At 65.5% G+C, this 21,737-nt stretch carries 36 protein-coding genes and 2 pseudogenes; 36 read left to right on the forward strand and 2 right to left on the reverse strand.

The window, feature by feature from the left end:
- Window positions 1-127 precede the first annotated feature (127 nt).
- From G6N28_RS00320 to G6N28_RS00490, 36 genes and pseudogenes are all read left to right on the forward strand, one after another.
- Entirely contained in the window at window positions 128-1,039 is a 912-nt protein-coding gene (locus tag G6N28_RS00320) for a DNA translocase FtsK (RefSeq protein ID WP_163896519.1), read from the forward strand.
- Entirely contained in the window at window positions 969-1,331 is a 363-nt protein-coding gene (locus G6N28_RS00325; RefSeq protein ID WP_163896460.1) for a hypothetical protein, read from the forward strand. The genes G6N28_RS00320 and G6N28_RS00325 overlap by 71 nt, the downstream gene beginning before the upstream one ends.
- The gene (locus tag G6N28_RS00330) at window positions 1,331-1,846 is read left to right on the forward strand and encodes a RusA family crossover junction endodeoxyribonuclease (RefSeq protein ID WP_163896520.1); all 516 of its coding nucleotides are present in this window, start codon (window positions 1,331-1,333) and stop codon (window positions 1,844-1,846) included. The genes G6N28_RS00325 and G6N28_RS00330 overlap by 1 nt, the downstream gene beginning before the upstream one ends.
- Complete coding sequence (locus tag G6N28_RS00335) at window positions 1,837-2,109, forward strand: hypothetical protein (protein ID WP_163896521.1); 273 nt, start codon at window positions 1,837-1,839, stop codon at window positions 2,107-2,109. The genes G6N28_RS00330 and G6N28_RS00335 overlap by 10 nt, the downstream gene beginning before the upstream one ends.
- Window positions 2,109-2,351: a hypothetical protein gene (locus G6N28_RS00340; RefSeq protein ID WP_163896522.1), complete on the forward strand. Its 243-nt coding sequence runs from the start codon at window positions 2,109-2,111 to the stop codon at window positions 2,349-2,351. The genes G6N28_RS00335 and G6N28_RS00340 overlap by 1 nt, the downstream gene beginning before the upstream one ends.
- Before the next feature lie 20 nt (window positions 2,352-2,371).
- Window positions 2,372-2,920: a hypothetical protein gene (locus tag G6N28_RS00345; RefSeq protein ID WP_163896523.1), complete on the forward strand. Its 549-nt coding sequence runs from the start codon at window positions 2,372-2,374 to the stop codon at window positions 2,918-2,920.
- 357 nt (window positions 2,921-3,277) lie between these two features.
- Window positions 3,278-3,574, forward strand: a complete 297-nt coding sequence (locus tag G6N28_RS00350; RefSeq protein ID WP_163896524.1) for a hypothetical protein — start codon at window positions 3,278-3,280, stop codon at window positions 3,572-3,574.
- A complete protein-coding gene (locus G6N28_RS00355; RefSeq protein ID WP_163896525.1) occupies window positions 3,567-3,932 on the forward strand; it encodes a hypothetical protein in 366 nt (121 codons plus the stop codon). Before G6N28_RS00350 ends, G6N28_RS00355 begins: the two co-directional genes overlap by 8 nt.
- Window positions 3,929-4,123, forward strand: coding sequence for a hypothetical protein (locus tag G6N28_RS00360; RefSeq protein WP_163896526.1), 195 nt, complete (start codon window positions 3,929-3,931; stop codon window positions 4,121-4,123). The genes G6N28_RS00355 and G6N28_RS00360 overlap by 4 nt, the downstream gene beginning before the upstream one ends.
- On the forward strand, window positions 4,116-4,565 hold the full coding sequence (locus tag G6N28_RS00365) for a nucleoside triphosphate pyrophosphohydrolase family protein (RefSeq protein WP_163896461.1): 450 nt from the start codon (window positions 4,116-4,118) through the stop codon (window positions 4,563-4,565). The genes G6N28_RS00360 and G6N28_RS00365 overlap by 8 nt, the downstream gene beginning before the upstream one ends.
- 100 nt (window positions 4,566-4,665) lie before the next feature.
- Window positions 4,666-4,932, forward strand: coding sequence for a hypothetical protein (locus G6N28_RS00370; protein ID WP_163896527.1), 267 nt, complete (start codon window positions 4,666-4,668; stop codon window positions 4,930-4,932).
- The gene (locus G6N28_RS00375; RefSeq protein ID WP_163896528.1) at window positions 4,929-5,120 is read left to right on the forward strand and encodes a hypothetical protein; all 192 of its coding nucleotides are present in this window, start codon (window positions 4,929-4,931) and stop codon (window positions 5,118-5,120) included. Before G6N28_RS00370 ends, G6N28_RS00375 begins: the two co-directional genes overlap by 4 nt.
- Window positions 5,117-5,569: a hypothetical protein gene (locus G6N28_RS00380; RefSeq protein ID WP_163896529.1), complete on the forward strand. Its 453-nt coding sequence runs from the start codon at window positions 5,117-5,119 to the stop codon at window positions 5,567-5,569. Before G6N28_RS00375 ends, G6N28_RS00380 begins: the two co-directional genes overlap by 4 nt.
- Window positions 5,566-6,498 (forward strand): DUF5131 family protein, encoded by a 933-nt coding sequence (locus tag G6N28_RS00385; protein ID WP_163896530.1) that lies wholly within the window; start codon window positions 5,566-5,568, stop codon window positions 6,496-6,498. The genes G6N28_RS00380 and G6N28_RS00385 overlap by 4 nt, the downstream gene beginning before the upstream one ends.
- A 41-nt stretch (window positions 6,499-6,539) precedes the next feature.
- Complete coding sequence (locus G6N28_RS00390; RefSeq protein WP_235674423.1) at window positions 6,540-6,848, forward strand: ASCH domain-containing protein; 309 nt, start codon at window positions 6,540-6,542, stop codon at window positions 6,846-6,848.
- A gap of 21 nt (window positions 6,849-6,869) precedes the next feature.
- The gene (locus G6N28_RS00395) at window positions 6,870-7,046 is read left to right on the forward strand and encodes a hypothetical protein (protein ID WP_163896462.1); all 177 of its coding nucleotides are present in this window, start codon (window positions 6,870-6,872) and stop codon (window positions 7,044-7,046) included.
- Between the two features lie 14 nt (window positions 7,047-7,060).
- The gene (locus tag G6N28_RS00400) at window positions 7,061-7,351 is read left to right on the forward strand and encodes a hypothetical protein (RefSeq protein WP_163896531.1); all 291 of its coding nucleotides are present in this window, start codon (window positions 7,061-7,063) and stop codon (window positions 7,349-7,351) included.
- Window positions 7,344-7,613 (forward strand): hypothetical protein, encoded by a 270-nt coding sequence (locus G6N28_RS00405; protein ID WP_163896532.1) that lies wholly within the window; start codon window positions 7,344-7,346, stop codon window positions 7,611-7,613. Before G6N28_RS00400 ends, G6N28_RS00405 begins: the two co-directional genes overlap by 8 nt.
- The gene (locus G6N28_RS00410; RefSeq protein ID WP_163896533.1) at window positions 7,606-7,842 is read left to right on the forward strand and encodes a hypothetical protein; all 237 of its coding nucleotides are present in this window, start codon (window positions 7,606-7,608) and stop codon (window positions 7,840-7,842) included. The genes G6N28_RS00405 and G6N28_RS00410 overlap by 8 nt, the downstream gene beginning before the upstream one ends.
- Window positions 7,835-8,215, forward strand: coding sequence for a hypothetical protein (locus G6N28_RS00415; protein ID WP_163896534.1), 381 nt, complete (start codon window positions 7,835-7,837; stop codon window positions 8,213-8,215). Before G6N28_RS00410 ends, G6N28_RS00415 begins: the two co-directional genes overlap by 8 nt.
- Window positions 8,215-8,541 carry a WhiB family transcriptional regulator gene (locus G6N28_RS00420; protein WP_197745770.1) on the forward strand — a complete coding sequence of 109 codons (327 nt, stop codon included), beginning with the start codon at window positions 8,215-8,217 and terminating at the stop codon, window positions 8,539-8,541. The genes G6N28_RS00415 and G6N28_RS00420 overlap by 1 nt, the downstream gene beginning before the upstream one ends.
- Entirely contained in the window at window positions 8,538-8,873 is a 336-nt protein-coding gene (locus G6N28_RS00425; RefSeq protein WP_163896535.1) for a hypothetical protein, read from the forward strand. The genes G6N28_RS00420 and G6N28_RS00425 overlap by 4 nt, the downstream gene beginning before the upstream one ends.
- Entirely contained in the window at window positions 8,870-9,010 is a 141-nt protein-coding gene (locus G6N28_RS26690; RefSeq protein ID WP_170307876.1) for a hypothetical protein, read from the forward strand. Before G6N28_RS00425 ends, G6N28_RS26690 begins: the two co-directional genes overlap by 4 nt.
- 132 nt (window positions 9,011-9,142) lie before the next feature.
- Entirely contained in the window at window positions 9,143-9,358 is a 216-nt protein-coding gene (locus G6N28_RS00430; protein ID WP_163896536.1) for a helix-turn-helix transcriptional regulator, read from the forward strand.
- Window positions 9,351-9,707, forward strand: a complete 357-nt coding sequence (locus tag G6N28_RS00435) for a hypothetical protein (protein ID WP_163896537.1) — start codon at window positions 9,351-9,353, stop codon at window positions 9,705-9,707. The genes G6N28_RS00430 and G6N28_RS00435 overlap by 8 nt, the downstream gene beginning before the upstream one ends.
- Window positions 9,708-10,061 carry a hypothetical protein gene (locus G6N28_RS00440; RefSeq protein ID WP_163896538.1) on the forward strand — a complete coding sequence of 118 codons (354 nt, stop codon included), beginning with the start codon at window positions 9,708-9,710 and terminating at the stop codon, window positions 10,059-10,061. It abuts the gene before it with no gap.
- Window positions 10,061-11,230, forward strand: a complete 1,170-nt coding sequence (locus tag G6N28_RS00445) for a hypothetical protein (RefSeq protein WP_163896539.1) — start codon at window positions 10,061-10,063, stop codon at window positions 11,228-11,230. The genes G6N28_RS00440 and G6N28_RS00445 overlap by 1 nt, the downstream gene beginning before the upstream one ends.
- A 109-nt stretch (window positions 11,231-11,339) precedes the next feature.
- Window positions 11,340-11,807 (forward strand): hypothetical protein, encoded by a 468-nt coding sequence (locus tag G6N28_RS00450; protein WP_163896540.1) that lies wholly within the window; start codon window positions 11,340-11,342, stop codon window positions 11,805-11,807.
- The gene (locus G6N28_RS00455; RefSeq protein WP_235674413.1) at window positions 11,804-12,142 is read left to right on the forward strand and encodes a flagellar hook-length control protein; all 339 of its coding nucleotides are present in this window, start codon (window positions 11,804-11,806) and stop codon (window positions 12,140-12,142) included. Before G6N28_RS00450 ends, G6N28_RS00455 begins: the two co-directional genes overlap by 4 nt.
- A gap of 764 nt (window positions 12,143-12,906) precedes the next feature.
- Window positions 12,907-13,479, forward strand: coding sequence for a hypothetical protein (locus G6N28_RS26915; protein WP_220097481.1), 573 nt, complete (start codon window positions 12,907-12,909; stop codon window positions 13,477-13,479).
- A 266-nt stretch (window positions 13,480-13,745) separates the two neighbouring features.
- Window positions 13,746-14,306: pseudogene (locus G6N28_RS27390) on the forward strand (recombinase family protein).
- Window positions 14,306-14,479: a hypothetical protein gene (locus tag G6N28_RS00470; RefSeq protein ID WP_163896541.1), complete on the forward strand. Its 174-nt coding sequence runs from the start codon at window positions 14,306-14,308 to the stop codon at window positions 14,477-14,479. The pseudogene G6N28_RS27390 and the gene G6N28_RS00470 overlap by 1 nt, the downstream one beginning before the upstream one ends.
- A gap of 185 nt (window positions 14,480-14,664) precedes the next feature.
- Entirely contained in the window at window positions 14,665-14,961 is a 297-nt protein-coding gene (locus G6N28_RS00475; protein ID WP_163896542.1) for a hypothetical protein, read from the forward strand.
- Window positions 14,962-15,314: 353 nt separating this feature from the next.
- A pseudogene (locus G6N28_RS00480) lies at window positions 15,315-17,894 on the forward strand (UPF0182 family protein); the annotation flags it as partial.
- Between the two features lie 148 nt (window positions 17,895-18,042).
- Complete coding sequence (locus tag G6N28_RS00485; RefSeq protein WP_163896543.1) at window positions 18,043-18,966, forward strand: ABC transporter ATP-binding protein; 924 nt, start codon at window positions 18,043-18,045, stop codon at window positions 18,964-18,966.
- Window positions 18,963-20,594, forward strand: a complete 1,632-nt coding sequence (locus G6N28_RS00490; RefSeq protein WP_163896544.1) for an ABC transporter permease — start codon at window positions 18,963-18,965, stop codon at window positions 20,592-20,594. The genes G6N28_RS00485 and G6N28_RS00490 overlap by 4 nt, the downstream gene beginning before the upstream one ends.
- 108 nt (window positions 20,595-20,702) lie before the next feature.
- Here the strand turns inward: G6N28_RS00490 and G6N28_RS00495 are convergent, their stop codons facing one another.
- Both G6N28_RS00495 and G6N28_RS00500 read right to left on the reverse strand, forming a co-directional pair.
- Window positions 20,703-21,179, reverse strand: a complete 477-nt coding sequence (locus tag G6N28_RS00495) for an MSMEG_6728 family protein (RefSeq protein WP_163896545.1) — start codon at window positions 21,177-21,179, stop codon at window positions 20,703-20,705.
- A gap of 39 nt (window positions 21,180-21,218) precedes the next feature.
- Complete coding sequence (locus G6N28_RS00500) at window positions 21,219-21,722, reverse strand: hypothetical protein (protein WP_163896546.1); 504 nt, start codon at window positions 21,720-21,722, stop codon at window positions 21,219-21,221.
- Window positions 21,723-21,737 lie beyond the last annotated feature (15 nt).

The raw sequence follows: 21,737 nt of genomic DNA on the forward strand, positions 1-21,737 counted from the left end.
GTTGGCGCAGTGCCACAGCTGGATCGTCGACGACGAATACGACGGCTGCTATCCGGTCGTCGAAACCCGCTACGCCACAGGCGACCGCCTGTAGGTCACCACCCCTCGGAAAGGAACCAACCGGGCCATGACGATCACCGTCGCAACATCGAAACTCATCGACACGCTGACCGACGCGTTGCAAACCGCCGACGACATCGTGGGCGGTATCCACTTCGCCACCCAGCGCGCGCCGTACAAGTCCGAGCCCGGCGACACCGACCTGCTGGTCGCCACATCGACCGACCGATACACCATCGGGCACACCTGGATTCCGGTTGATGGTGACCTGATCCCCACCGTGTGGCCCGTCGAGTCCGCCAAGACCGTGCTGGCGATCTGTAAATCGTTGGGCCGCAAGGGTGACGAGCACACCGTCGACATTGATGCCACGGCCGCGCCGCCTCCGGAAGAACCGACGGAAGGTGAACACCCAGGATGGACGGTCACGTTGTCGGAGACGCCGGCGCTGTTCGACTCTGATACTGAGTTCCAGTTCCATGCGCACGCCGAAACACGGTTTCCGACCGCGATGGTGCACCGCGCATTGTCGGGGCTGTTGGAGTCGAAGGAGCCGCCGGAACCGTCGCTGCTGACGCAGTGGGGTGCGAATGTGTTGGCTCCGCTTGTGGCGGTGGCGAAGCGGCGTAAGCAGCCGATCCGGTTGTTCCGGCAGCCGCTCACTGAGGCGCATCTGGTGCAGATCGGTGATACGTGGTTGGGGGTGGCGTATCCGATTAAGCCGTTGCCGGGTGAGGCGTCGGAGGAACCTTCGGTCGAGCCGATCCTGACGCCGCCTGCGGGCGCGGTCGACGAGCTGCGTGAGGCGATCGCAGAGATGAAGGCGTCCGGTGTCACCGTCACTGTCGACAACCCGCGGGCGCGGTCGCGCAGACGATCGCCGACGCCGCCGCCGAGGTTGGTGCCGAATGAGCGCGCCGCGGCGGTTCCGCAAGAAGCCCGTCGAGATCGAGGCGTGGCAGCTACCGGAATGGGATAAGCCGAACTGGTTTGACCCGGATTCGGAGCTCGTCTTCGATGTGGGCCACTACGTCGACACTTGCGTAGCCATCGCTGAATGGTGCGGCGGCACCAGCCACATGATGTGCAACGCGGACGAGCAAGCGCACTCAGGATGCCACCAGGTTGGGCCGCATATCTTGATTCCAACGCTTGAGGGTGTGATGGTGGCTCGGCCCGGCGACTACATCATCAAGGGCGTGCAGGGTGAGTTCTACCCGTGTAAGCCAGCCATTTTCGAGGCTACCTACGACCGGGTGGGTACCGCCTGATGGTGACGGGGTTGGGGCAGCGGCCCGTCACGACTGCGGCTGACCGGGAGCGTGTGATCGAACTGCTCGCCGCTCTCGGCGGCGCGGCCGGTTCGGGCACGTACACGTTGACGATTCCCGGTGTGCCCTACAGCAAGTCACGGCCACGGTTCAACCCGAAACAGCGCCGCGCCTACCACAACCCCGACGACAAACGCGCCGAACAAACCACCGGCGTGTACCTACGGGCGACCGTGCGGCAACCGTTCACCGGCAACGTCGCGCTGGCGTGCGTGTTCTTCCGGCCGACGAAGCAACGCGTCGACGTCGACAACCTTTTGAAGCACGTTTGCGACGCCGCCAACGGTGTCCTCTGGGTCGACGACTGCCAGTGCACCGGCCTGTCCGGTGTGCTCGACCTCGACCGCGATGATCCGCGCACCGTCGTCGCGATCGCACCGCATGTCAGCGGCATGGTCCGCGACCTATCCCAACAACCGAAGAATCCGAAAGGCGGTCTGCCGCTATGGGACTGAAACGACGGCCGATCTATGTGAGCCAGCGGGAGAATCCGCGCGGCGACTTCTGGTACACGGTTCGTGGCGGCAACGGCGAAAACGTGCTGACGTCGAAGATGTACCGCGAGCGTTGGCGCGCAATCAGGGCAGCGCGGGCGTTCATCGCCTCGATCGCACCCGCACCGGTCACGTTCACCTACTGGACCGGGCCGACACCGCAGGCGGAACGCGACGGCCGCGGCCGCGGCAGGGTCGAGCATCACACGGAGCGGATTCGCTGATGCTGAACTGGTCGAGCCACGACCACATGGTCGGCACGTTGACGGCGGTGGGGGCGCGCGGCCTCTACAGCGTGCAACGCGTCGGCAACGAGTGGGTGCTGCAAGGCGTCGGCCACGACGACCTGCCGATGCTGGCACTTCCGCTGCACGGCAAGCCGTTCCAGACGCTCACGTCGGCCCAAACGTACGCCCAAGAGATCGACCGCCGCGCACCCATCGAATCACAGGTAGGAAGCGAATGAACTCGGCTGGCGGTGGAGTCGTGGCTTTGACGGTGGAGCAACGCTGGCTGCTGATGACGATGGGCGGCCGGCAGATCGTCGACGCGCTGATCGGGCCGGGTGGCGTGAATCATCTGATGCAGTCCCGCTGGAGCAGTAGCCGGGTGCGGGCGGTGCAGGGTGCGCCGGAGTGGATGGTGAGCTTCGAGACTCGGGGCGGCAAGATCGTTTCCCCGGCGTTCGACGAGCCGCGTGTGACGGTGACGGCCGCGCAGATCAACAAGTACGCGAAAACGATTCCCGCCGAGGTGCGTTCGCAGCTTGAGCAGTTGGCGTTGGACCGTAGCCAGCACACGTGGCAAATCAACGACTGGTGTTTGTGCGGACGTGAGGCGGAATGTCTCAAGGCGCACGAGGGCGACCCGCTATACGGGGGCCGACACCACCCGTCGAAGCGTGAGTACAACCAGCATTTGGCTGACGGGCTGCGGATTCGGGCGTACGAGAAGGTGCTGCTCGCTAAGGCGTTGCGGCTCGATGGGCGTGAGGCTGAGTCGGGGCAGCTTGAGTTGTTCGAGGCGGTGTCGTGATGGTGGAGCACCGACAACCAACCCTCGCGCAGGTAGTCGAGCAACACGTCTACTCGCCAAACACCTACTTGTGTAGCTGTAGCCGGGATGACGATGACGCTCCGACAATTTCGTTCACCGAGTGGGCTGTGCATGTCGCTGCTGTTTGGCGTGAAGCCTGCACCATCACCACAGCCGGGCAGCTCGACGCGCTGCCCACTGGGGCGGTGATTCGTACCGCAGGGGTGGTGTATGCATCCGAACCGCGAACGGGCGTACAGGCGAACGCATGGGTCGCTATCGGCGACCGGTATCGGCATTGCTCTGACGAAATCCTATTGCCCGCTTTGTTGATCCATCACCCTGATTGGAGCCGTGATGAGTGACCCAGCAGTCGAAGCCGCGCAACGTCAACTCGCCGCCCAGTTCGGTCACGATTGGTCCAGCATGAAATTGATCGTGCCGACTGCGCTGCGGGTGCGCACTGAAGTTGCCCGTGAGGCGCTCAAACCGATACGGGAACTACACAAGCCGATCTGGGGCAATTGCGGCCACATGTGCTGCTCCGGTGAGGAATGCCGGATGCGCACCCGCGTCTGCGGCCACGACTACGACGAATGGCCGTGTGACACCGCGAAGTTGGTTTATACGACCGAGGAGTTGGACGGTGAGTGAGCAGTCAGCAGCAGACGTAATTGCCGGGGTTCTCGGGGACGTCACCGATTGGCCCGCCCACGAATGGACGCACGAAGCTGCCACCATCCTGGCCGCGTTGGAGGCTGCTGGTTGGGCAAATGTGAAACTCCCGGCCGTCGAACGGGATCAGTACGGCGACCCGATCATCCCTGTGCCGATGTTGCAGCGCCGGGACGGGTATCTGCGCATCGAACCCGCCAGCGAGAACCATATTCCTGCGCGGATTGCCGCGCTGAGTGTTCCGCTGCCGATTGAGCAGGGTGACGCGGCTTCGTTCGCCGTCGCGCTCCTTGCGGCTGACCGCTGGTTGGCTGCTGCACGGGAGGCCGACAAGTGAGCGAGCCGAAAGTGGGCGACAGGGTGCGCCACATTCATCGCTTCCGTGAACACAGTCCTGGGACTGTCCTTCAGGTCGGAGGCGGGGTCGATGGCCAGCTGACCGAGGTCTACTGGCCCGATAACGACGATGCTCTCTGGCACACCACGGCGAATCTGGAATTTTCAGCACGGGAGGCCGACAATGCCTGACCGTTGGCCCCTGCGCTACCGCATCGCCCACCGACTCCACTGCCAGGTCAACCGACTTCACCGCTACGCCGGAACCCGAGCCACCTGGTGGCTTGCCCGCTCTCTCGTCCCCGAACTCGTCGCCGAGGTTGAGCGGTTACGGCAGCAGCGCACCATCGAAACAGTCGAGGAGCTGGTGAGGTTTGAGTTCCCCGATATCTGGACGCATGTCACGCAGCGTTGGCCCACCAGCACGCCGTTCACGCAGGCATGCAAGGTTGCCGAGGAAGCCGGTGAGGTAGTCGGGGCAGTAATCAAGCAGCGGGAAGGTCGGCGAACCGAGGAAGCCGTTCTAGATGAGTTGGCCGACACAGTGATCGCCGCGATTTCAGCTATTCAAGCGCGCAGTGATTCGGCTGAACAAGTAGTCCTTGACCGCTGGGTGCAGGTGAGATCGCGATGACTGAATCGAGCCGCGACTGGTATGCCGTTGGCGACGGAGTGAGCCCGGCGGCCGTAACCCTCCCCGCCGCCCTGTTGTGGCTTCCCGAGTGGGGCAACAAATGAGCGCCGAGTACATCGTGATCACACCGCAGATCGAGGGCAGCCCCGAGTGTGGATACGCCATCCGCTACTACAGCGACCACCGCCGCTACGCATCACTCACTCAGGCGGTTCGACACGGCACCGTTGACCTAGACCGCTGTGATGACTTCCTCATCGGCAACGTCCAAGGCCGCCGCCTGACAGCGGTGCAGTGGATGAACGAATGCCGCGACGATGAGCGTGAACGCCGTGAAATCGCCGACCAGTTGGGACTGGACGAATGAGCTTCGCAGCGAAGTACCCCGGCGTGTGCGCGTACGGCGACCGTATCGAACCCGGCGAGCTGGTCGAGTATGTCGACGACGAGCTGGTGCACGTTAACTGCGATGTCCCATCGCTACCCAATGACCGCGACGACCTCACGAAGGTCTGCCGCACCTGCTTCACTATCCACGCCGGGGAGTGCCTATGACCCGCCGCCTGCTCGCCCTTCTGGCGCTGGGTTGGTTGATTGCCGCCGGGATCAAGGTTGCTGCCCCCGCCTCCGCGATGCCCCTGCCTGAGGTTGTGGCGACGATCCGCGACTCCGGCGGCCACTACCAGCGCGGCGCAGCGTCTCTCACCGCCGCTGACTGTTCCGGGCTCGTCTCCGTTGCGCAGTCGTTGGCCATGGGAGGCAAACCCAAACGGTTAGGCAACACGCACAGTTTGTTGGCCGGGCAGTGGCCCCACGCGATCCCTGGAGCCACACCCGATGATGTGTTCATCATCGGGGCTTCCCGTAGCCACATGTCAGCCCAAATCGACGGGGTGAGGGTAGAGGCGACGTGTTGCGGCCGGCCGTTCAAAGTCGGGCCGGGTGCGCGTGACCCGTTCACCTACCCGCACGTATTCCACGTCAACCCGGAGGTACTCGCGTGAGCCGCAACAGTTCCATCGAGTGGTGTGACGACACCTGGAATCCGGTCACTGGATGCACCGAAGTGTCGCCGGGCTGTGATCACTGCTACGCCAAGACATTCGCTGAACGGTGGCGTGGCACGCCCGGCCACTACTTCGAGAACGGGTTCGACGTCCAACTACGCCCCGACAAACTCGACCAGCCGCTCCGATGGCGCAAGCCGCGCCGCATCTTCGTCAACTCCATGTCCGACCTGTTCCACCAGGCGGTCCCCGACGACTACATCGCCCGGGTGTTCGCCGTGATGGCCCAGGCACCCCAGCACACGTTCCAGCTGCTGACCAAGCGTCACGCCCGGATGCGGCACCTGTTGTCCAACACCGGCTTCCAGGCCAAGGTGTACCACCACAGCGGGTCGATGACCTGGCCGCTTCCCAACGTGTGGGTTGGGGTCAGCGCCGAGAACCAGCAGTGGGCCGACACCCGCATCCCCGTGCTGCTCGACACCCCGGCCGCTGTGCGATTCGTCTCAGCAGAACCGCTTCTCGGGCCAATCGACCTGCACACAGATCCGATCGAGGCGGGCTCACCGTTCTGGGGTAGCCAGCTTGACTGGGTGATCGTCGGCGGCGAGAGCGGCCCCGGCGCAAGGCCGATGCATCCCGACTGGGCACGCTCACTCCGAGACCAATGCGCCGCCGCTGGTGTCGCGTTCCTGTTCAAGCAGTGGGGCGAATGGGTGCCCGAACGGATGTTGCTGCACGCGGATAACGCGCCCGCCGTGTTCCTCGCCAGTGATGGCCGGGTCCGCCCGCTCGTCAACGGAAAACCCACCGCAGCGCCGATGAGCCGCGGCGACGACATCACCATCCGCCGCGTCGGGAAGAAAGCTGCTGGCCGTGAGCTGGATGGCCGCACACACGACGACTACCCCCAGGCGGTGCGCTGATGGCGCGGTTGATGAGTGTGTCGTTGACAACGGAAGCTGTTGTGGCGCGGCAGAAAACCGTCACCCGCCGGCTGGGCTGGCTGATGTTGAATGCCGGTGACCGGCTCACCTTGTGCGAGAAGGTGATGGGCCGCAAAAAGGGTGAGCCGTTGGTGCGGCTGGTTGACGTCGAGGTCGTGTCGACCCGGCGGGAGCGGTTGGACGCGGTGACCGCAACCGACGTTGCGCGTGAGGGCTTCCCCGGCATGACACCCGCGCAGTTCGTCGAGTTCTTCTGCGCCACGCACAAAGGCTGCCACCCGGACACGGTCGTGACGCGGATCGAATGGCGCTATTTAGAGGAGGACTGACAAGTGGATTGTTATGTGGTCGTGGACGGTTCGCGCGTGGTTGGTATCAGCGCGAGGTTGCAAGGCGCGGAACTGATCCGCGCTGATGAGGCCCGCCGCCTGGCGGTCGGGATGGACGGGCAGGTCACCGACGAGGACTACCGCACCTGCTACGAGCGGGTGCGGATCGAAAACCACGAACTACAAGACCTCGACTGACGGGAGAGCGCCGAATGCCTAAACAGACGCCGCAGTTTGATCGGTTCGCCGCGCTCAACGACAGCATGAAACGCGTCGCCGACGAAATGACCGGACTGATCGCCCAAGCCCACCGCGAGGGCATCAAAGACGGCGTCGACCTCGCCGCCCAATACCTCGACGAGACGGCCAGTAATGCGCGCGCCGCGCTCGCGCAGCACCCGAACGAGTTGTGCGCCGCGTTCACCGACCTGACCGAGCAGCTGCGTGACGGGATCCGGCTGCTGGCCCACCAGATACCCGACGCGGAGGTGACCAATGGCTGACGTGGACCGAGACGCGATCCGCGCCGAGATCGACCAGTTGTTGCGCTCGGGGATGCCTGAGTCGGTGGCGGAAGGCTTCATGCAGGCGAAGGTGCGGGCGATCGCCGACCGACACGGCGCGGCGGGCTGGGACAAGCTGCGCGACTACTTCGATGAGGTCGGCGCCCAGGCGCACCAGGGCGACCCGGTCAAGAAGGCGCGTGTCGAGAAGTTCAACGACATGCTGATCGCCGAACTGAAGGCGCGGAACAGCAATGGGTGAGCGTCGCTTGTGTGATGTGCGGGGCGCTGTCTGCCGCCCGATCTGCCCGGACTGCGAAGCCGCGCTTTCGGTGATCGCCGACGAACTCAACACCTGTGACGTCGAAATCCCCGGCCACTGCAGCCTCATACCCGACGACAAACGTCACTTCTGCGAAGGCGACGACGGGCACGACGGCGCGCATGAATGCGCCTGCGGACACCGATGGAAAGACGACGACGATGACTGACAGTGTTGCGATGTGGTGGCCCGACGGCCCGAACAAGGTGCTGCGCACAGACTTCGGTGTCGTAGACCACCCCCGGCCCTACCCTGAGAGCGGCGACGTCGGCGAGCTGGTCGCCGCGTCGGTCGAGTTCGTCGACGCTCTGCTCGAGATCGCCGCGCAACGCGAAACCAACCCCGGCCACCCCGCGCTCGCCGAACTGACCTACGGCGGGCAGCCAGCCGGGTGGCGGGCACGCGCACGCGACGGCCGCGTGTTCCTTACCCTGCACTACCTCGGACAGGCGTGGACGTGGGAGATGTTCGAGGCGCACTGGGCGCCCGACTCCCCGCACCAGGAGGGCGGCGACTTCTGTATCGGGAGGTGGCCCGACTGATGAACGTCGATGAGGATTGGCCGCGGCGGGCGGTGTGCCGCGGCATGGACCCCGAATTGTTCTTCCCGGGCGAGAAAGACACCCCGGCGCAGCGGGCCGCGATCGCGATCTGCCAACGCTGCCCCGTCCGTGAGCCGTGCCTGGCGTCGGCCAAGAGGTCGGGCGTCACCTACGGGGTGTTCGGCGGCGTGTTCATCAACCACGTGATGACCGGGCGGCCGGGCCGGCCGGAAGCGCCGTGCGGGACGAGCGGGGCGCGGATGCGTCACCGTAACCGCGGCGAAACCTGCCGAACCTGCGGCATCGACCAGACGGCACGCCGATGAGCTTCCCCGACATCCGCAGCCACACCGCAGGACGCGCAAGACCCTGCATCCACATCCTCGGCCCAATCCCGCCACTGATCCGGGTCGACGCCGCCGCCGCCGCACGACTGACCTGGCAGCCCGTCATCGCCGGGAACATCATCGCCTCCCGCGTCGGCGACACCCTCACGCTGGCAGCCGACGCGCTTGGCCCGCACCGCGATAACAAGCCCCACTACCCCGAAAGCGGCGCGTTCAACCCGCGGCTGCGGTGGCACTACCGGCTGCACGGCGACGGCCCGGTCCTGACCGGCGAGCTCATCGCTGACGCCACGGAAAGCGGTGCGCTGTGACCGACCCGAAGATCCGCGTGCTGTTCACCCCCTCGCAACTGCGCTCGTTCGGCCGCTGCCCCGACTGCGGGCACCACCCCCCGACACAGGACCACCACCCCGACTGCCCCAACCCCGACGCACAGGAGGACACGTGAGCCGCGCCCGCCCCCGCCGATCCATGGCACCTCACCAGCCGACCCGCACGCGAATAAGCCATGCACCCACCCCTAATACCGTCCTGAACCCCCGCTATTCGTCGAGAACCGTTGGAGAGGAGCGCCGGAGCGTTGACCACCACCGCCGCTGAACCGCCGCCGCGCCGCTGGGCGAAGAAACCCGACGCCGCCGCCTATGTCGACGTCTACCCCGAAACCATCGACAACTGGGTCGAACGCGGCCTGATCCGCGCCTACAAATTCGGGCCACGTCTCGTCCGCTACGACCTCAACGAAATCGACGCGATGGGTGCCGCCGCAACAGCCCAGGAGGCAGCCAATGGGTAGCGCGACGTCGAACCCTGACCTCACCAAGAACGTCTGCGGCTGGTTCAAGCCGATCTGGTACGGAGCCGCCGACGCAGCCGGATACAAAGAGCCCGCCACCCTCATGGACACCGGCGAACTGGTCCTGAAGACGATCGCGCCGCGCCCAGACAACTGGATCGACACCGTAGCCGCATTCCTCGCCGCCGGCCTGCCGAAACAACTGATCGAGCGCGCTGTCACCGCCGCGATGGACGTCCCCGTGCCCCACGACGCCCGGTGGCGTTACTTCTGCGGCTACTGCTGCGCCGAACTGCGGGAACTGCGCCGCATCGCCCAAGACGTTCTCAACGCCGAGGAGATGATCTAGATGAGCGACCTGTACAAGCGGACCGTCGCGTTGTGCGCCGACCTTGCCGGGCAGTCAGTCGCCGAGTTTGAACGGCGAATTTCGGGCCAACACCCGCACACCCAGAACGGGCGCGCCGTGGCAGCCGTCATCTTCTACCGGGCCGGTGACTACTGGTCGGACTTCTTCGACATGTCCGACCCCACCGCACTTGCGATCTGGGCCAGCATGTTCGACCAATACCAGCCCTTCGTCACCCCCGAGGTCGCCGAGAAGGCCGTCGATGCCGTCCACGCGGCAGGGGTCGAGCATCCGGCGATCAGCCACTTCCTCCAAGCAGCGGAACGAATCACACAGGAAGGCGGTGCCGTCTGATGGCACGCGAGTACGCCCGGATCCGTATCAGCATCAACAGCGACGACGACTTCGCCAACCTCACCCCCGAGGGCCAGTGGTTCTACACCCGCATCGTCATCCCCGAGCCGACGCTGAACCACTGCGGCGTGTTCGACTGGCGGCCCGCGCGGATGCTCACTCGCGCCCGCGGCCTAACCATCGACTACCTCACCGCCGCCGCCGCCGACTGCGAACGCGGCCGGTTCGTCCTGTTCGACCCCGACACCGAAGAGGGCCTGGCGCGGTCCTACATCCGCAGCGAAGAACTGCTACGCAACCCGAAGATGGCCGTGGCCGTCATGGGCGCCTACCGCGCCGTCGCGTCCAAAACGCTGCGCGCCGCCATCGTCACCGAGATCCGCCGAGCAAACTCCGAGCACCCCGAATACTCGTGCTGGGGCGCCCGCGACATCGGCCTGCAGCTCGCCGAAATCATGGCCCACAAGTCCTCGGATGAGGTCCGATATGTGGACACCATCACCAACCCGAATACCAATCAGATTAGTAATCCGATTACCAACCCGAATACCAATCAGATTAGTAATCCGATTACCAACCGGAATACCAACCACAACGGTAACCACATTGGTAATGCCGAACCGGTGCAGAACACCAATCCGATTACCGATCCCCATACCCAATCGGAATACCAATCCAAATCGGTCCCGATTCCCTGCAGCATGCAACCTGCAGATACTTCCCTGCAGCATGCAACTTCCCCAGGGGGGGAACCTAAGTCGGGTACGTCACCACACCAACCCCACCCCCTCGGCGACGAACCCCCCCGCCGATGCACCAAACACGAAGACACAGACGACCCACCCCCATGCGGCGAATGCGCCGACGCCCGACGCGCAAACGACCGCTGGCAACTCGCAAAGCGCAAACACGACGCCGACACCGCCAACGCACAAAACCTCGCCGCCATCAACGAACGCCGCACCCAAGCCCAAGCACTCCAAGACGCCATCAACAACTGCCCACTCGGATGCGCCCAAAACGACGGCTACACCCCCACCGGCACCGTCTGCAACCACAACCCCAACCAACAACAGATCAACGCCCGCGGCCTCGCCGCCGTCAAAGCAGCCCTAGCCGGACAACCGCCCGACGACCAACCACACCAGGAAGACCCCGAAAGTGCCTAGGAACGCCATTCCGGCGGCAAGAAACCACATCTGTGTAACTCGACAGCACCCCAACCGACCACCCACTAGACAACAACCACCAGCACCCCCAACAGGAAAACTGACAAACATGACCGCCCTCGGCCCCCGCCGCGCCTCCCGAGCCCGCGCGCGAGACGCCTACCGCCTCCGCTGCCAACACAAAACCTGGGACGACATCGCCGCAGCATGCGGCTACGGATCAGCCGCCGCAGCCTGCAAAGCCGTCACCCGCTACATCGAACGCATGCCACCCGAAGAAACCGCCATGGCCCGCGCACTATCCGCCGGCACCTACCGCATGGTCATCAACGAACTCCACCAAATCGCCGAAGCCGCCCAACAGCAGAACAAGCACACCCCGGCACTGCAAGCGCTGCAGGCCATCGCCGACGTCCAAGAGCGCCACGACAAGCTCATCGGGATCGCCCCGGTCGCCCCGGCCACTGAGGTCAACGTGAACATCGGCGCGGCCGAGGCGCTCGAGCAGATGCGGTCACAGTTGACGCGGGTGATCGACGCCGAGGTCATCGGCGAGGTGCGGGAGCTGGGGGCGTGAGCGGCGACCAGGCCGCGGTGAAGGCGGCGAAGAAGGCGGCTGTGGGTGCGGCGATGGACCTGGCCGAGGACATCGCGATGGGCCGCGTCGACGTCGCCGAACTGCGCGCGCTGGTCGCCGAGGAGTGCCGGGCGCTGTTCGGGACGGTGGTCGGGCCGGCTGATCCGCTGTGGGGGCTTCAGTGCGATGTGATGCGGCAGTGCGCGGCGTTGGGTGGGATGTCGTGGGAGGAGCACGCGGAGTGGGCGGCGGTGTTCCGGCCCGCCGACGCCGCCGAGCCGGGGGTGTCGTGGATCGAGCAGGTGTTGGCCGAAGGCGCCGACGACGACGGCTAGCCGTCTATTTGGGGTACACCCGTGTGAGACACCGTGGGTGGGGGGCACGGTGGTGGGGTGACCTGCACTGATGTGTGTCTAAAAAAGTTGTAGACGGCTTGATAGACGCTGGTCTATCATGGTCTAGACACCAGTTGGACACCGAGATTGAGGGGGGACCAAATGACCACCACCGCCACCGAGCGCCAGATCGCCTACGCCCGCCAGCTGCAGGCCGACATCCGCGAGCGCATCACCTGGGAGTTCAACCGCGACACCGTTCGCGGCAGCTTCACCAGGCTGAACCCGAGACGATGGCGCGGGTGCGCGCTGCGCGCCGAGGGCCGCCGCGACGAAGGCGCTGACCGCCGAGGCCCGCGCCGATCAGCGCGCCGCCGCCGACGCCGCCATCGACGCCTACCTCGTCCGTCGCCAGGAGCTCGCCGACGCCGACATCGACAGCATGGACCGCGACCAGATCAGCGCGTACATCGACGACGCCAAGCGCGCGATCTTCTGACCACCACCAACCACACCATCCACGAGAGAGATCAGGAGGACACCATGATTCGAGTCCACGACACCAACACCGGGCGTTCCGCGGTCATCGCCGGCGCTGATGATCTGCCGGAATCCGGCCCTGGTACCCGGACGCCCTGGACGAGGTGTACGAGGTGATCGACCGGCTCGCCGACAACATCCGCAATGTGGAGCCGACGCACGAGGAGTGCGCGTCGGCATCGAGTGGGAGTGGGCCGACGATGACGAGTCGTGAGGAGCGTCTGATGCTGAGAGTGGTTTTCGCCGTGGGGGTGCTCGTCGGCGCGGCGCTGGGTGTGCCGGTCGGCCCGGCGATCATCACCGCCTACGCCGACCCTGCGCCGGTCGTCGACCAGTTCGACCAGCGTTCGTTCCCGTGCCAGGAGGACGTGCTCGGTTACGCGCCGCAGTTCGGGCCAGATCGGGTGGGCTGCATCCACATCGAGGATCTGACCCCGGTGACCGCCGACGGTTCGCAGCAGGCCGTCCCCGATGTGGGGGCGGCCTCGCCGCAAGATGTGATCGCTGAACGGTTCCACGGTGAACGGTGGCTGGACCCATCCTCGCTCGAGGACTTCGCAGAGATCGCCGCCGATGCGGCCCGTGACTGGCGTGAGGCGTGCATGATCCGCACGGTCGAGCAGCTCGACGCGCTACCGGCTGGCGCGGTGATCCGTGTTGGCCGCGGCGGCGTGCTTCAGCGTGGGCGTAGTGGCTGGTTTTCGCCGGGTTTCGAGGTCGGGCAGGACGGCGAGGATCTCGTCGAGTCGGGCGCGGAGATCGTGCTGGTGTGGCACCCGGATTGGAGCGACCAGTGAGCGGCGGGGAACGTCTGACGGCCCGGCAGCTCGAGGTGTTGCGCTCTGCGTGACGCGCCGCCCGGAACTGCGAGCGCATCGGGGCGTCTGGGTACTTCCGCCCGCAGGATGTGGGCCACCGCGTATCCGAGGTGCTGGCGCAACTCGACGCGAAAGGTCTGGTTGAGCGCAGCCCAAAGCGGCCAACGACGTCGAACGCGTTGTACCGGCTGAGCGATTTCGGCGCGGCTGTTGCGGCCGCCGACGCCACTGAGGCGGGATCAGCGATGACCGGCCAGCATGTCGGCTACGTCCGCGTCTCCACCGTCGACCAAAACACCGAACGCCAACTCGACGGCATCGAACTCGACAAGGTGTTCACCGACCACGCCAGCGGCAAAGACACCCGCAGGCCGGCGCTCGAGGAATGCCTCGACTACGTGCGGGAGGGTGACACGCTCGTCGTGCATTCGATGGACCGGCTCGCCCGGTCGCTGGTGATCTGCGGACGGTGGTCGACGACCTGACTGGCCGGGGCGTCGATGCGGTTCGTGAAGGAGAGTTTGACGTTCACGCGTGACGAGTCGGATCCGTGTTCGGTGCTGATGTTGTCGATCATGGGGCGGTCGCGGAGTTTGAGCGGTCGATGATCCGGGAGCGGCAGCGTGAGGGATCGCGATCGCGAAGGCGAAGGCCTACCGGGCCGCAAGCCGGCGCTCACGCGGGCGCAGGTGGTGGAGTCGCAGCGGTTGGCGGCTGGTGAGTCGGCGACCAGGTTGGCTGAGTTCGGGGTGTCGCGGGCGACGGTCTACAACACGCGGTCCCGGGCCGTGGAAGGTGGGCAGTGATGGATCGTGACGAGGTGCGCCAGTTGGTGCGGGATGAGTTGCAGCGGATGGCTGAGGACGGCGAGCTCGAGCGGCTGCTGGAGGTATCGCGGGCGTGCGCGCCGTACCGGGCTGCCGGGGTAACCCGCCGCAGGCAGTCGCGGGCCTGTGACCGGGCGCTCGACGACATCTGACCACCCTGGGCTGACACCCTCGTGGGCATGCGGGATTTGGTGCGGACCCGGCGCGGCGGGTGGCGCGCCGCGACATCCGGCCGCGGCCGAGCTCGCCCGCCGGCTGGACCCGAAGTTCGTCGTAACCCCCACGATCCGGCTCTTGAGCGATATCGCGGTGCGGGCGTTCCACCAGCCTGACCAGCGTGACGTCGTGTCCTGCCCGCCACGAACCGAAGTCGCGACTGCTGGCGATCTGGCTGATCATCTGGGCGTTGATGGAAGACCCGGACAGCGAGAACGTGCTGGTGTCCTACAGCGACGAACTGGCGCAGGCGCACAGCCGTGAGGCGCGCCAGTTGATCAACGAACACGCCGACTTCCTCGGCTACCGGCTGAGTCCGGACAAGACGGCTGTGGGCCGGTGGCGGGTCGAGGGCCGTTGGCCTGTTGGCGACGGGCATCAACTGGTGACCGGGTTCGGTGTACGGGGATTTTGGTGATTGACGACCCGGTGAAGGACGCGGCGGCAGGCGCCCACCAAACCGCCACGGCTGAGGACGGGTTTGTGAATGATCGGTATCGGTCGACGTTGGCGACGTCTTGCTGGTCGTCGACGCTGCTGGTGATGACTCGCTCGGAGTCTGATCTGGCGGGTGAGTTATCGGGGCAGGATCACCGTGTGTGGCCCGCCTGCTGACGTTCGCTGTGGCCGCCGCCGTGGTGGGCGGCAGGGGTGCCGATGGTGTCGGCGTATCGGGTCACGGCCGAGCTTTGCGCCGGTGCGAGAACGCCCGATCGGGCGATCGGACCCTGGTATGAGCGGATCCTGGGTGGCGTTCGGCGCCGGAGGGCGGTCGGGCTGATATCGGGCTTGATCGCGCAGACGAATTGGGCCACCGTTCAGAGGTTTCTCCACGGTGGTTCGTTCGGCGTCACCGATCTCGAGTTCGGCCATGACATCGGGTTCTTTGTATTCGACCTCCCGTTCTACCGCTCCGTGCTGAATTGGCTTTTCGTCGCCGTCTGCCTAGCGCTGGCGGCGAACCTGATGACGCACTACCTGTTCGGCGGTGTGCGGCTTGGCTCCGGCGAAGGTTTGCTCACCGCGGCGGCCCGCGTCCAGTTGGCAGTGCTCGCGGGAATCCTCATCCTGCTCAAAGCCGTCGCTTACTGGTTCGATCGATATGATTTACTGACCTCCTCGCGCAAGGAGCCGACGTTCCGAGGCGCCGGTTATACCGACATTCATGCGGTGTTACCCGCCAGGCTGGTGTTGCTGGCCATCGCGGTGCTGTGCGCCGCATCCTTCTTCGCCGCGATCTTCCTGCGCGACATGCGGATACCAGCGATGGCCGCCGCGCTGCTGGTGCTGTCGTCGATGCTGGTCGGTGGAGGCTGGCCACTGTTGATGGAACAGTTCTCCGTGCGCCCCAACGCGGCCGACGTCGAGCGCCCGTACATCCAGCGCAACATCGAAGCGACTCGGCAGGCTTTTCAGCTCGAAGACGACCAGCTCGAATACCGCCCGTACCCCGGCGTGGGAACCAAGAATCCACGCGACATTCCCGCCGATGTCACCACCATCGCCAACGTGCGGCTACTAGACCCGAACGTACTGTCACGGACTTTCACCCAACAGCAGCAACTCAAGAACTTCTACAGTTTCGCCGACGAACTCGATATCGACCGCTACCGCATCGACGGTGAACTCCAGGACTACATCGTCGGAGTTCGGGAGCTCTCGCCGGACAGCCTGACTGGGAACCAGACCGACTGGATCAACCGCCATACCGTCTATACGCATGGCAACGGGTTCGTCGCCGCCCCGGCGAATCGCGTGAACGCCGCGGTGGGGGACGCCGCTGAAGCGGCCGAAAGCAACAGCGGTTACCCGATTTACGCGGTCAGCGACATCGCGACGCAAGCCGCCGGCGATCAGGTCATACCCGTCGAACAACCGCGGATCTACTTCGGTGAGGTCATCGCTCGGTCGGCGCCGGACTACGCGATCGTCGGCGGTGCCATCGATTCCGCGCCGCGCGAATACGACACCGACACTTCGACCTACACCTACACCGGTGCCGGCGGGGTTCCCATCGGTAACTGGCTGAATCGCACGATATTCGCGGCGAAGTTCGCCGAGCGCAACATCTTGTTCTCCCGTGCCATCGGTTCGGAGTCGAAGGTCATCTTCCATCGCGATCCGCAACAACGGGTACAACGGGTGGCGCCGTGGCTGACGACCGACTCGAACTCCTATCCGGCCGTGGTTGACGGACGTATCGTGTGGATCGTCGATGCCTACACCACGCTCGACGACTACCCCTACGCTCAGCGTAGTTCGCTGGAAGGAGCCGTCACCACGGCCACCGGGGTCGTCCGTCCCGGTAAACAGGTTGCGTACGCGCGCAATTCGGTCAAAGCCGTCGTCGACGCCTACGACGGCACCGTGACGCTATATGAGTTCGACACCGAGGACCCCGTTCTCAAGACCTGGATGCGTGCCTTCCCGGACACTGTCACGCCCGAGAGCGACATCCCAGATGCACTGCGTACCCATTTCCGGTACCCCGAGGACATGTTCAAGGTGCAACGCGATCTGCTAGCGAAGTACCACGTAGACGAACCGCGAGAATTCTTCACCACCAATGCATTCTGGTCAGTTCCCAGCGATCCCACCAACGACGCCAACCCGACTCAACCGCCGTTCTACATTCTCGTGGGCGACGAGGAGACGACCCAACCCTCATTCCGACTCGCCACTGCGATGGTCGGCTACAACCGCGAGTTCTTGTCCGCATACATTTCGGCGGATTCCGACCCGGAAAACTACGGCAAGATCACGGTGCTGCAGTTGCCGACCGACACCCTCACCCAGGGACCGCAGCAGATACAAAACTCCATGATTTCGGACACCCGGGTGGCGTCGGAACGGACTCTGCTCGAACGCTCCAACCGCATCCACTACGGCAACCTGCTCACCTTGCCGATCGCCGACGGCGGCGTGTTGTATGTGGAACCGCTGTATACCGAACGGATTTCGACCAACCCCAACAGCTCGACGTTCCCGCAACTGTCTCGGGTACTGGTGAGCTTCCGGGAACCGGGCGCCGGCGGTGTGCGCGTCGGATATGCACCGACGCTCGCCGAGGCACTCGATCAGGTATTCGGGCCAGGAACCGGACGTGCGGCCACCGCACCGGGAGGTGACGCGGCGAGTGCGCCGGCGGCACCGCCTCCAGACCGGCCGGCCACGTCGCCCCCTGCCGAAGGTCCCACGCCGCAGCGACCACCCGATGCAGTCACCCCACCGGGTGCCGGCAGCGAGTCCCCGGAGACGGCCGCCGAACTGCGCGAGGCGTTGGCCGAAATCCGCGCTGCACTCGAACGGATGGAGAGCGCCGTCGACGCCATCGATTCCCCTAGCCCGTAGCGCCTGCCACCCGACATCGCCGAACGGCGGAAGGCCGTCGGCCCGAACCATTGTCTGGCGCCGGGACACATTCACGCGTAGATTCCTCGACAGGTGCGCCGGGAAGCCTGGTCGGCTGTTGATGCTCGACGTCAGGAAAGGGACCCGGATGCACGATCTGCCCACCACGCCTGCGCGTGCGCAATCGCGATTTGCTGTTCAGATCGATGGCCTGACCAAACGTTTCGGGCGAATCGTCGCGGTCAGTGCCCTCGACCTGACCGTGCAGCGGGGTGAAGTGTTCGGATTTCTCGGCCCCAACGGGGCCGGGAAGTCGACGACGATCCGCATGATGCTCGGCCTCATCCGCCCTGATGCGGGACGGGTCACCGTCCTCGGCACCGACGCCGCTGATGTCCGTCGGGCTCACGAATGTCTGGCGTATGTGCCTGCCGACGTCAGCCTCTGGCCGTTCCTCACCGGCGCGGAGATCCTGGAGTTGATGGCCAATCTGGGCCCACCGGTCGACCTCGAGTACCGGGCAGAACTCGTCGAACGCTTCGCGCTGGATCTCGACCGGCCGGCCAAAGCCTATTCCACCGGCAACCGGCAGAAGGTGGCGATCGTGGCGGCGTTCGCCACCCGGGCCCCGCTGCTGATCCTCGATGAACCCACCAGCGGTCTGGATCCATTGATGGAAAGGGAGTTTCGGCGTTGCATCGACGAGGCCAAACAGCGGAACCAGACGGTGTTCTTGAGCTCGCACCAGCTCGCCGAAGTCGAGGCGGTGTGCGATCGGGTCGCCATCCTGCGTTCCGGCCGCCTCGTCGAAATCGACACCATCGCCGACCTGCGACGGCTGCGCCGAACCGTGGTGGAGGTGTCCTTCCAGCATGACGAGCCGCGACTCGCCGATGTGCCTGGCGTCACCGACGTCGATCGTATCGGAGACAACCGGCTGCGGTTCAACATGTCCGGCCCGCCGAGCGCCGCGCTGCGCGCCCTGGCCGCGGTCGAGATCAGCAGCGTCGCCATGCGCGAGCCCAACCTCGAGGAGATCTTCCTCGATTATTACGGCGAGCTGTCGCGATGACCACCGGAACGGTCACCGCCAGGCATGCCGCGCCCGCACGGCCAACGCCGAGAAGTGCGACCACCAGGCTCGCCACCCGGCAGGTTCGTCGCGGCACTGTGATCGTGTTCGCAGTGTGCGCCGGGATGTCGTTCCTTGTTGCCGCACAATACAAGTCGACATTCCAGGACGCGCTGAGCCCGGAAGCTCTCCGCGCGCTGGCTGAAAACCCAGCCATCCGAGTGCTTTTCGGCACACCAATGGCACTCGACGACGCGGGCGGCTTCACTGTCTGGCGGACGGGCACTCCGCTGCTGGTGGTGGCCGGCGTGTGGATCATGCTCGCCGCTGTCCGCATCACCCGCGGGGAAGAGGACACCGGCCGCTGGGATTTCCTGCTGTCCGGCACTCTTCGGGTTTCCGATACGTTGCGCAGTTGCGCTCTTGCGCTCGCCTGCAGCGCCCTGGTGATCAGCCTCGGCGTTTGGGCCGCGCTGCTGGCCGCCGGCACCGCCGCATGGGGCGCAACTCTTTACGCAGCCGGCTTTCTCGGTGTGACGTTGACGTTCGCCGCGGCCGGGTTCGTAGCCGCCCAGCTGATGCCCAACAGACCGAGAGCCGTCGGCACCGCGGTCGGGTTTCTCGGCGCCAGTCTCCTGCTGCGGATGATCGCAGACGCCGCAACGACGCTGGCCGGACTCGCGTGGATCAGCCCCCTCGGTCTGATCGCCCGAACCGCACCGTTCGCCGACAACAGGGTCGCCCCGCTGGCGGTGCTTGCGTGCTACCCGGTCGCGCTGGGGACGGCAGCGATGGCCATTTCGGCTTCGCGGGACGTGGGAAGCGGGTTGTTGACGGTATCGGACAGTCGTGCGCCGCGCCCGCGATTGCTTGGCTCGGTCATGGGATTCGCCGTGCGGCGTTCCCTGCGGTCGACGCTGGGCTGGGCCGCCGCGATCGCGACGTACTTTGTGGTATTCGGCGCCACCATCGCGTCGATACTTGAATTCTTCGAGCAGAATCCGCGATTCGCGGACTTGGCCGCGGCCGCCGGCTTTGCCGGTCTCAACTCGGCCGAGGGGTTTTGCGCGGCGCTGCTGGCCCTGTGCGCCCTCGCGACGGGAATGTACGCGGACACCAGGATCGGGGCGTTCGTCGACGACGAACAGGCACGTCGCGCGACGCTGTTGTTCGCCTCACCCGTCTCTCGAGCGGGGCTGTTGAGCACCGAGATCGCGGTGGTCGCATTCGGGGTGCTGGCTCTGCACGTCACCGCCGCGGCCGGTATCACCGTCGGCGCCGCCGTGACAGGCGCTCCGCTGAGCTTCTCCGATGCCGTTGCCGGGGCGCTGAACACCGCGCCGATCGCCGCATTGGCGCTCGGCGCTGCGGCGCTGGCCGCGGGGTGGTCACCGTCGGCGGTCACCGCCGTCGGCGCTGTGCCGGTGGTCGGTGGATTCCTGCTCAACGTCGTCGCCGAGAGCATGCACGCACCGGGGTGGGTGGGAAACCTGTCGCCGTTCGTGCATGTGCAACCCGTGCCCCTCCTGGGTCCGGATTGGGCGGCGCTGGGGGTGCTGGTGAGCATCTCCGCTGTCTTGGCCGCGATCGAAATGGCGGGGTATCGACGCCGAGACCTGACATCATGATCGTGCGTGACTATCGGCTGTGGCGAGCGGCTTTCGAGCCCCCTTCACGGGTACGCGCCAACATGATGTCCGCCGCCGGTCAGGCACAGCGTCACTGAACCTGGTAAGTCACTGGATCCGGCGCTGGCGGTCTGATGACGGCCACACGTAGGGCAGGTCGTCGGGCACGTCACCGAAATACTGTCGATAGTGGCCGGGATCCTTGCGGACCAACGACGACTGGTGACTGCGATGAAACTCCTTGTCGCCCAACCACGGTGGCAGTTCGTCGGCGGCGGCCAACTCCTTCTGGGTCCGTACCACGGTCAGCCCCGTGCCCTTCGTCAAGTCGGTGGCAAGGGTTGCCGCGCACGTGTCGGCGCCGCCGCTCTCACACCACACCGCGCACACGTCGAGGCCGTAACGAACCAGTGCCTCCTCGTATCCCGCCCACATCGCGGCCGCGGGATGGTGGCGCCAGCCGTAACCTGGCACGGTCAGCGCGCGCAGCACCTGGATGGTCTCCACCCGCTGCTTACCGAGTCTGCGCCGGTCGAGCACACGCGCGGAAGCGTCAAAGCCGGGGTACGGCAGGAACGTTTGCACCCCGGCGACGTACCCGCGGCGGCGGCGAGCAAAACGTGCTCAGGCGTCGGCGCCGATATCGGGCTTGCCGAACCACCCGCCAGCCGGCCGAATGCCCTTGTACCAGTCCACAACTGCTCCAGAGATTCGGTGCGCATCGGTATCGGAGCGCACCACCGCGATCGACGTCACGAGGTCCTGCAACCCGTTCATCGAGCACTCGTAGCCGATCCGGTGCGCCAAACTCCGCACCCAATCGGCGGCACGCCGGTGCTTGTGCTCGGGAGTCTGCCGCACATCGCACACCACCAGCAGCCGCTGAACTCCGGTGGCGATCGCGGTGTCGGTCACCAGGTCACAGATGTGGGTCTCGCTGGCCTTCTCCTGTCGCTTGGAGTTGATCAGCTCATCGTCGACGATCGCGATGATCGCCTCGCCGGGCCCCGAATCATCGCTTCCGGCGCCGACGACACCGTGGCGGCGGAACTCCGCAGAAATTGACTCATAAAGCTGCGTCGCCTGACCGAACACAATTGGCGACGTGCCGATCTCTCGGACTGCCACCTGAGACTCCATTCT

Origin of the sequence: Mycolicibacterium pulveris (assembly GCF_010725725.1) — a bacterium.
Taxonomy (GTDB): Bacteria; Actinomycetota; Actinomycetes; order Mycobacteriales; family Mycobacteriaceae; genus Mycobacterium; species Mycobacterium pulveris.

Excerpts from the sequence above, each read along its gene's own strand:
- G6N28_RS00320 (WP_163896519.1), top strand. The coding sequence starts at position 128 with ATGACGATCACCGTCGCAACATCGAAACTCATCGACACGCTGACCGAC.
- G6N28_RS00325 (WP_163896460.1), top strand. The coding sequence starts at position 969 with ATGAGCGCGCCGCGGCGGTTCCGCAAGAAGCCCGTCGAGATCGAGGCG.
- G6N28_RS00330 (WP_163896520.1), top strand. The coding sequence starts at position 1,331 with ATGGTGACGGGGTTGGGGCAGCGGCCCGTCACGACTGCGGCTGACCGG.
- G6N28_RS00335 (WP_163896521.1), top strand. The coding sequence starts at position 1,837 with ATGGGACTGAAACGACGGCCGATCTATGTGAGCCAGCGGGAGAATCCG.
- G6N28_RS00340 (WP_163896522.1), top strand. The coding sequence starts at position 2,109 with ATGCTGAACTGGTCGAGCCACGACCACATGGTCGGCACGTTGACGGCG.
- G6N28_RS00350 (WP_163896524.1), top strand. The coding sequence starts at position 3,278 with ATGAGTGACCCAGCAGTCGAAGCCGCGCAACGTCAACTCGCCGCCCAG.
- G6N28_RS00365 (WP_163896461.1), top strand. The coding sequence starts at position 4,116 with ATGCCTGACCGTTGGCCCCTGCGCTACCGCATCGCCCACCGACTCCAC.
- G6N28_RS00370 (WP_163896527.1), top strand. The coding sequence starts at position 4,666 with ATGAGCGCCGAGTACATCGTGATCACACCGCAGATCGAGGGCAGCCCC.
- G6N28_RS00375 (WP_163896528.1), top strand. The coding sequence starts at position 4,929 with ATGAGCTTCGCAGCGAAGTACCCCGGCGTGTGCGCGTACGGCGACCGT.
- G6N28_RS00380 (WP_163896529.1), top strand. The coding sequence starts at position 5,117 with ATGACCCGCCGCCTGCTCGCCCTTCTGGCGCTGGGTTGGTTGATTGCC.
- G6N28_RS00400 (WP_163896531.1), top strand. The coding sequence starts at position 7,061 with ATGCCTAAACAGACGCCGCAGTTTGATCGGTTCGCCGCGCTCAACGAC.
- G6N28_RS00405 (WP_163896532.1), top strand. The coding sequence starts at position 7,344 with ATGGCTGACGTGGACCGAGACGCGATCCGCGCCGAGATCGACCAGTTG.
- G6N28_RS00410 (WP_163896533.1), top strand. The coding sequence starts at position 7,606 with ATGGGTGAGCGTCGCTTGTGTGATGTGCGGGGCGCTGTCTGCCGCCCG.
- G6N28_RS00415 (WP_163896534.1), top strand. The coding sequence starts at position 7,835 with ATGACTGACAGTGTTGCGATGTGGTGGCCCGACGGCCCGAACAAGGTG.
- G6N28_RS00420 (WP_197745770.1), top strand. The coding sequence starts at position 8,215 with ATGAACGTCGATGAGGATTGGCCGCGGCGGGCGGTGTGCCGCGGCATG.
- G6N28_RS00425 (WP_163896535.1), top strand. The coding sequence starts at position 8,538 with ATGAGCTTCCCCGACATCCGCAGCCACACCGCAGGACGCGCAAGACCC.
- G6N28_RS00435 (WP_163896537.1), top strand. The coding sequence starts at position 9,351 with ATGGGTAGCGCGACGTCGAACCCTGACCTCACCAAGAACGTCTGCGGC.
- G6N28_RS00440 (WP_163896538.1), top strand. The coding sequence starts at position 9,708 with ATGAGCGACCTGTACAAGCGGACCGTCGCGTTGTGCGCCGACCTTGCC.
- G6N28_RS00445 (WP_163896539.1), top strand. The coding sequence starts at position 10,061 with ATGGCACGCGAGTACGCCCGGATCCGTATCAGCATCAACAGCGACGAC.
- G6N28_RS00450 (WP_163896540.1), top strand. The coding sequence starts at position 11,340 with ATGACCGCCCTCGGCCCCCGCCGCGCCTCCCGAGCCCGCGCGCGAGAC.
- G6N28_RS26915 (WP_220097481.1), top strand. The coding sequence starts at position 12,907 with ATGCTGAGAGTGGTTTTCGCCGTGGGGGTGCTCGTCGGCGCGGCGCTG.
- G6N28_RS00470 (WP_163896541.1), top strand. The coding sequence starts at position 14,306 with ATGGATCGTGACGAGGTGCGCCAGTTGGTGCGGGATGAGTTGCAGCGG.
- G6N28_RS00485 (WP_163896543.1), top strand. The coding sequence starts at position 18,043 with ATGCACGATCTGCCCACCACGCCTGCGCGTGCGCAATCGCGATTTGCT.
- G6N28_RS00490 (WP_163896544.1), top strand. The coding sequence starts at position 18,963 with ATGACCACCGGAACGGTCACCGCCAGGCATGCCGCGCCCGCACGGCCA.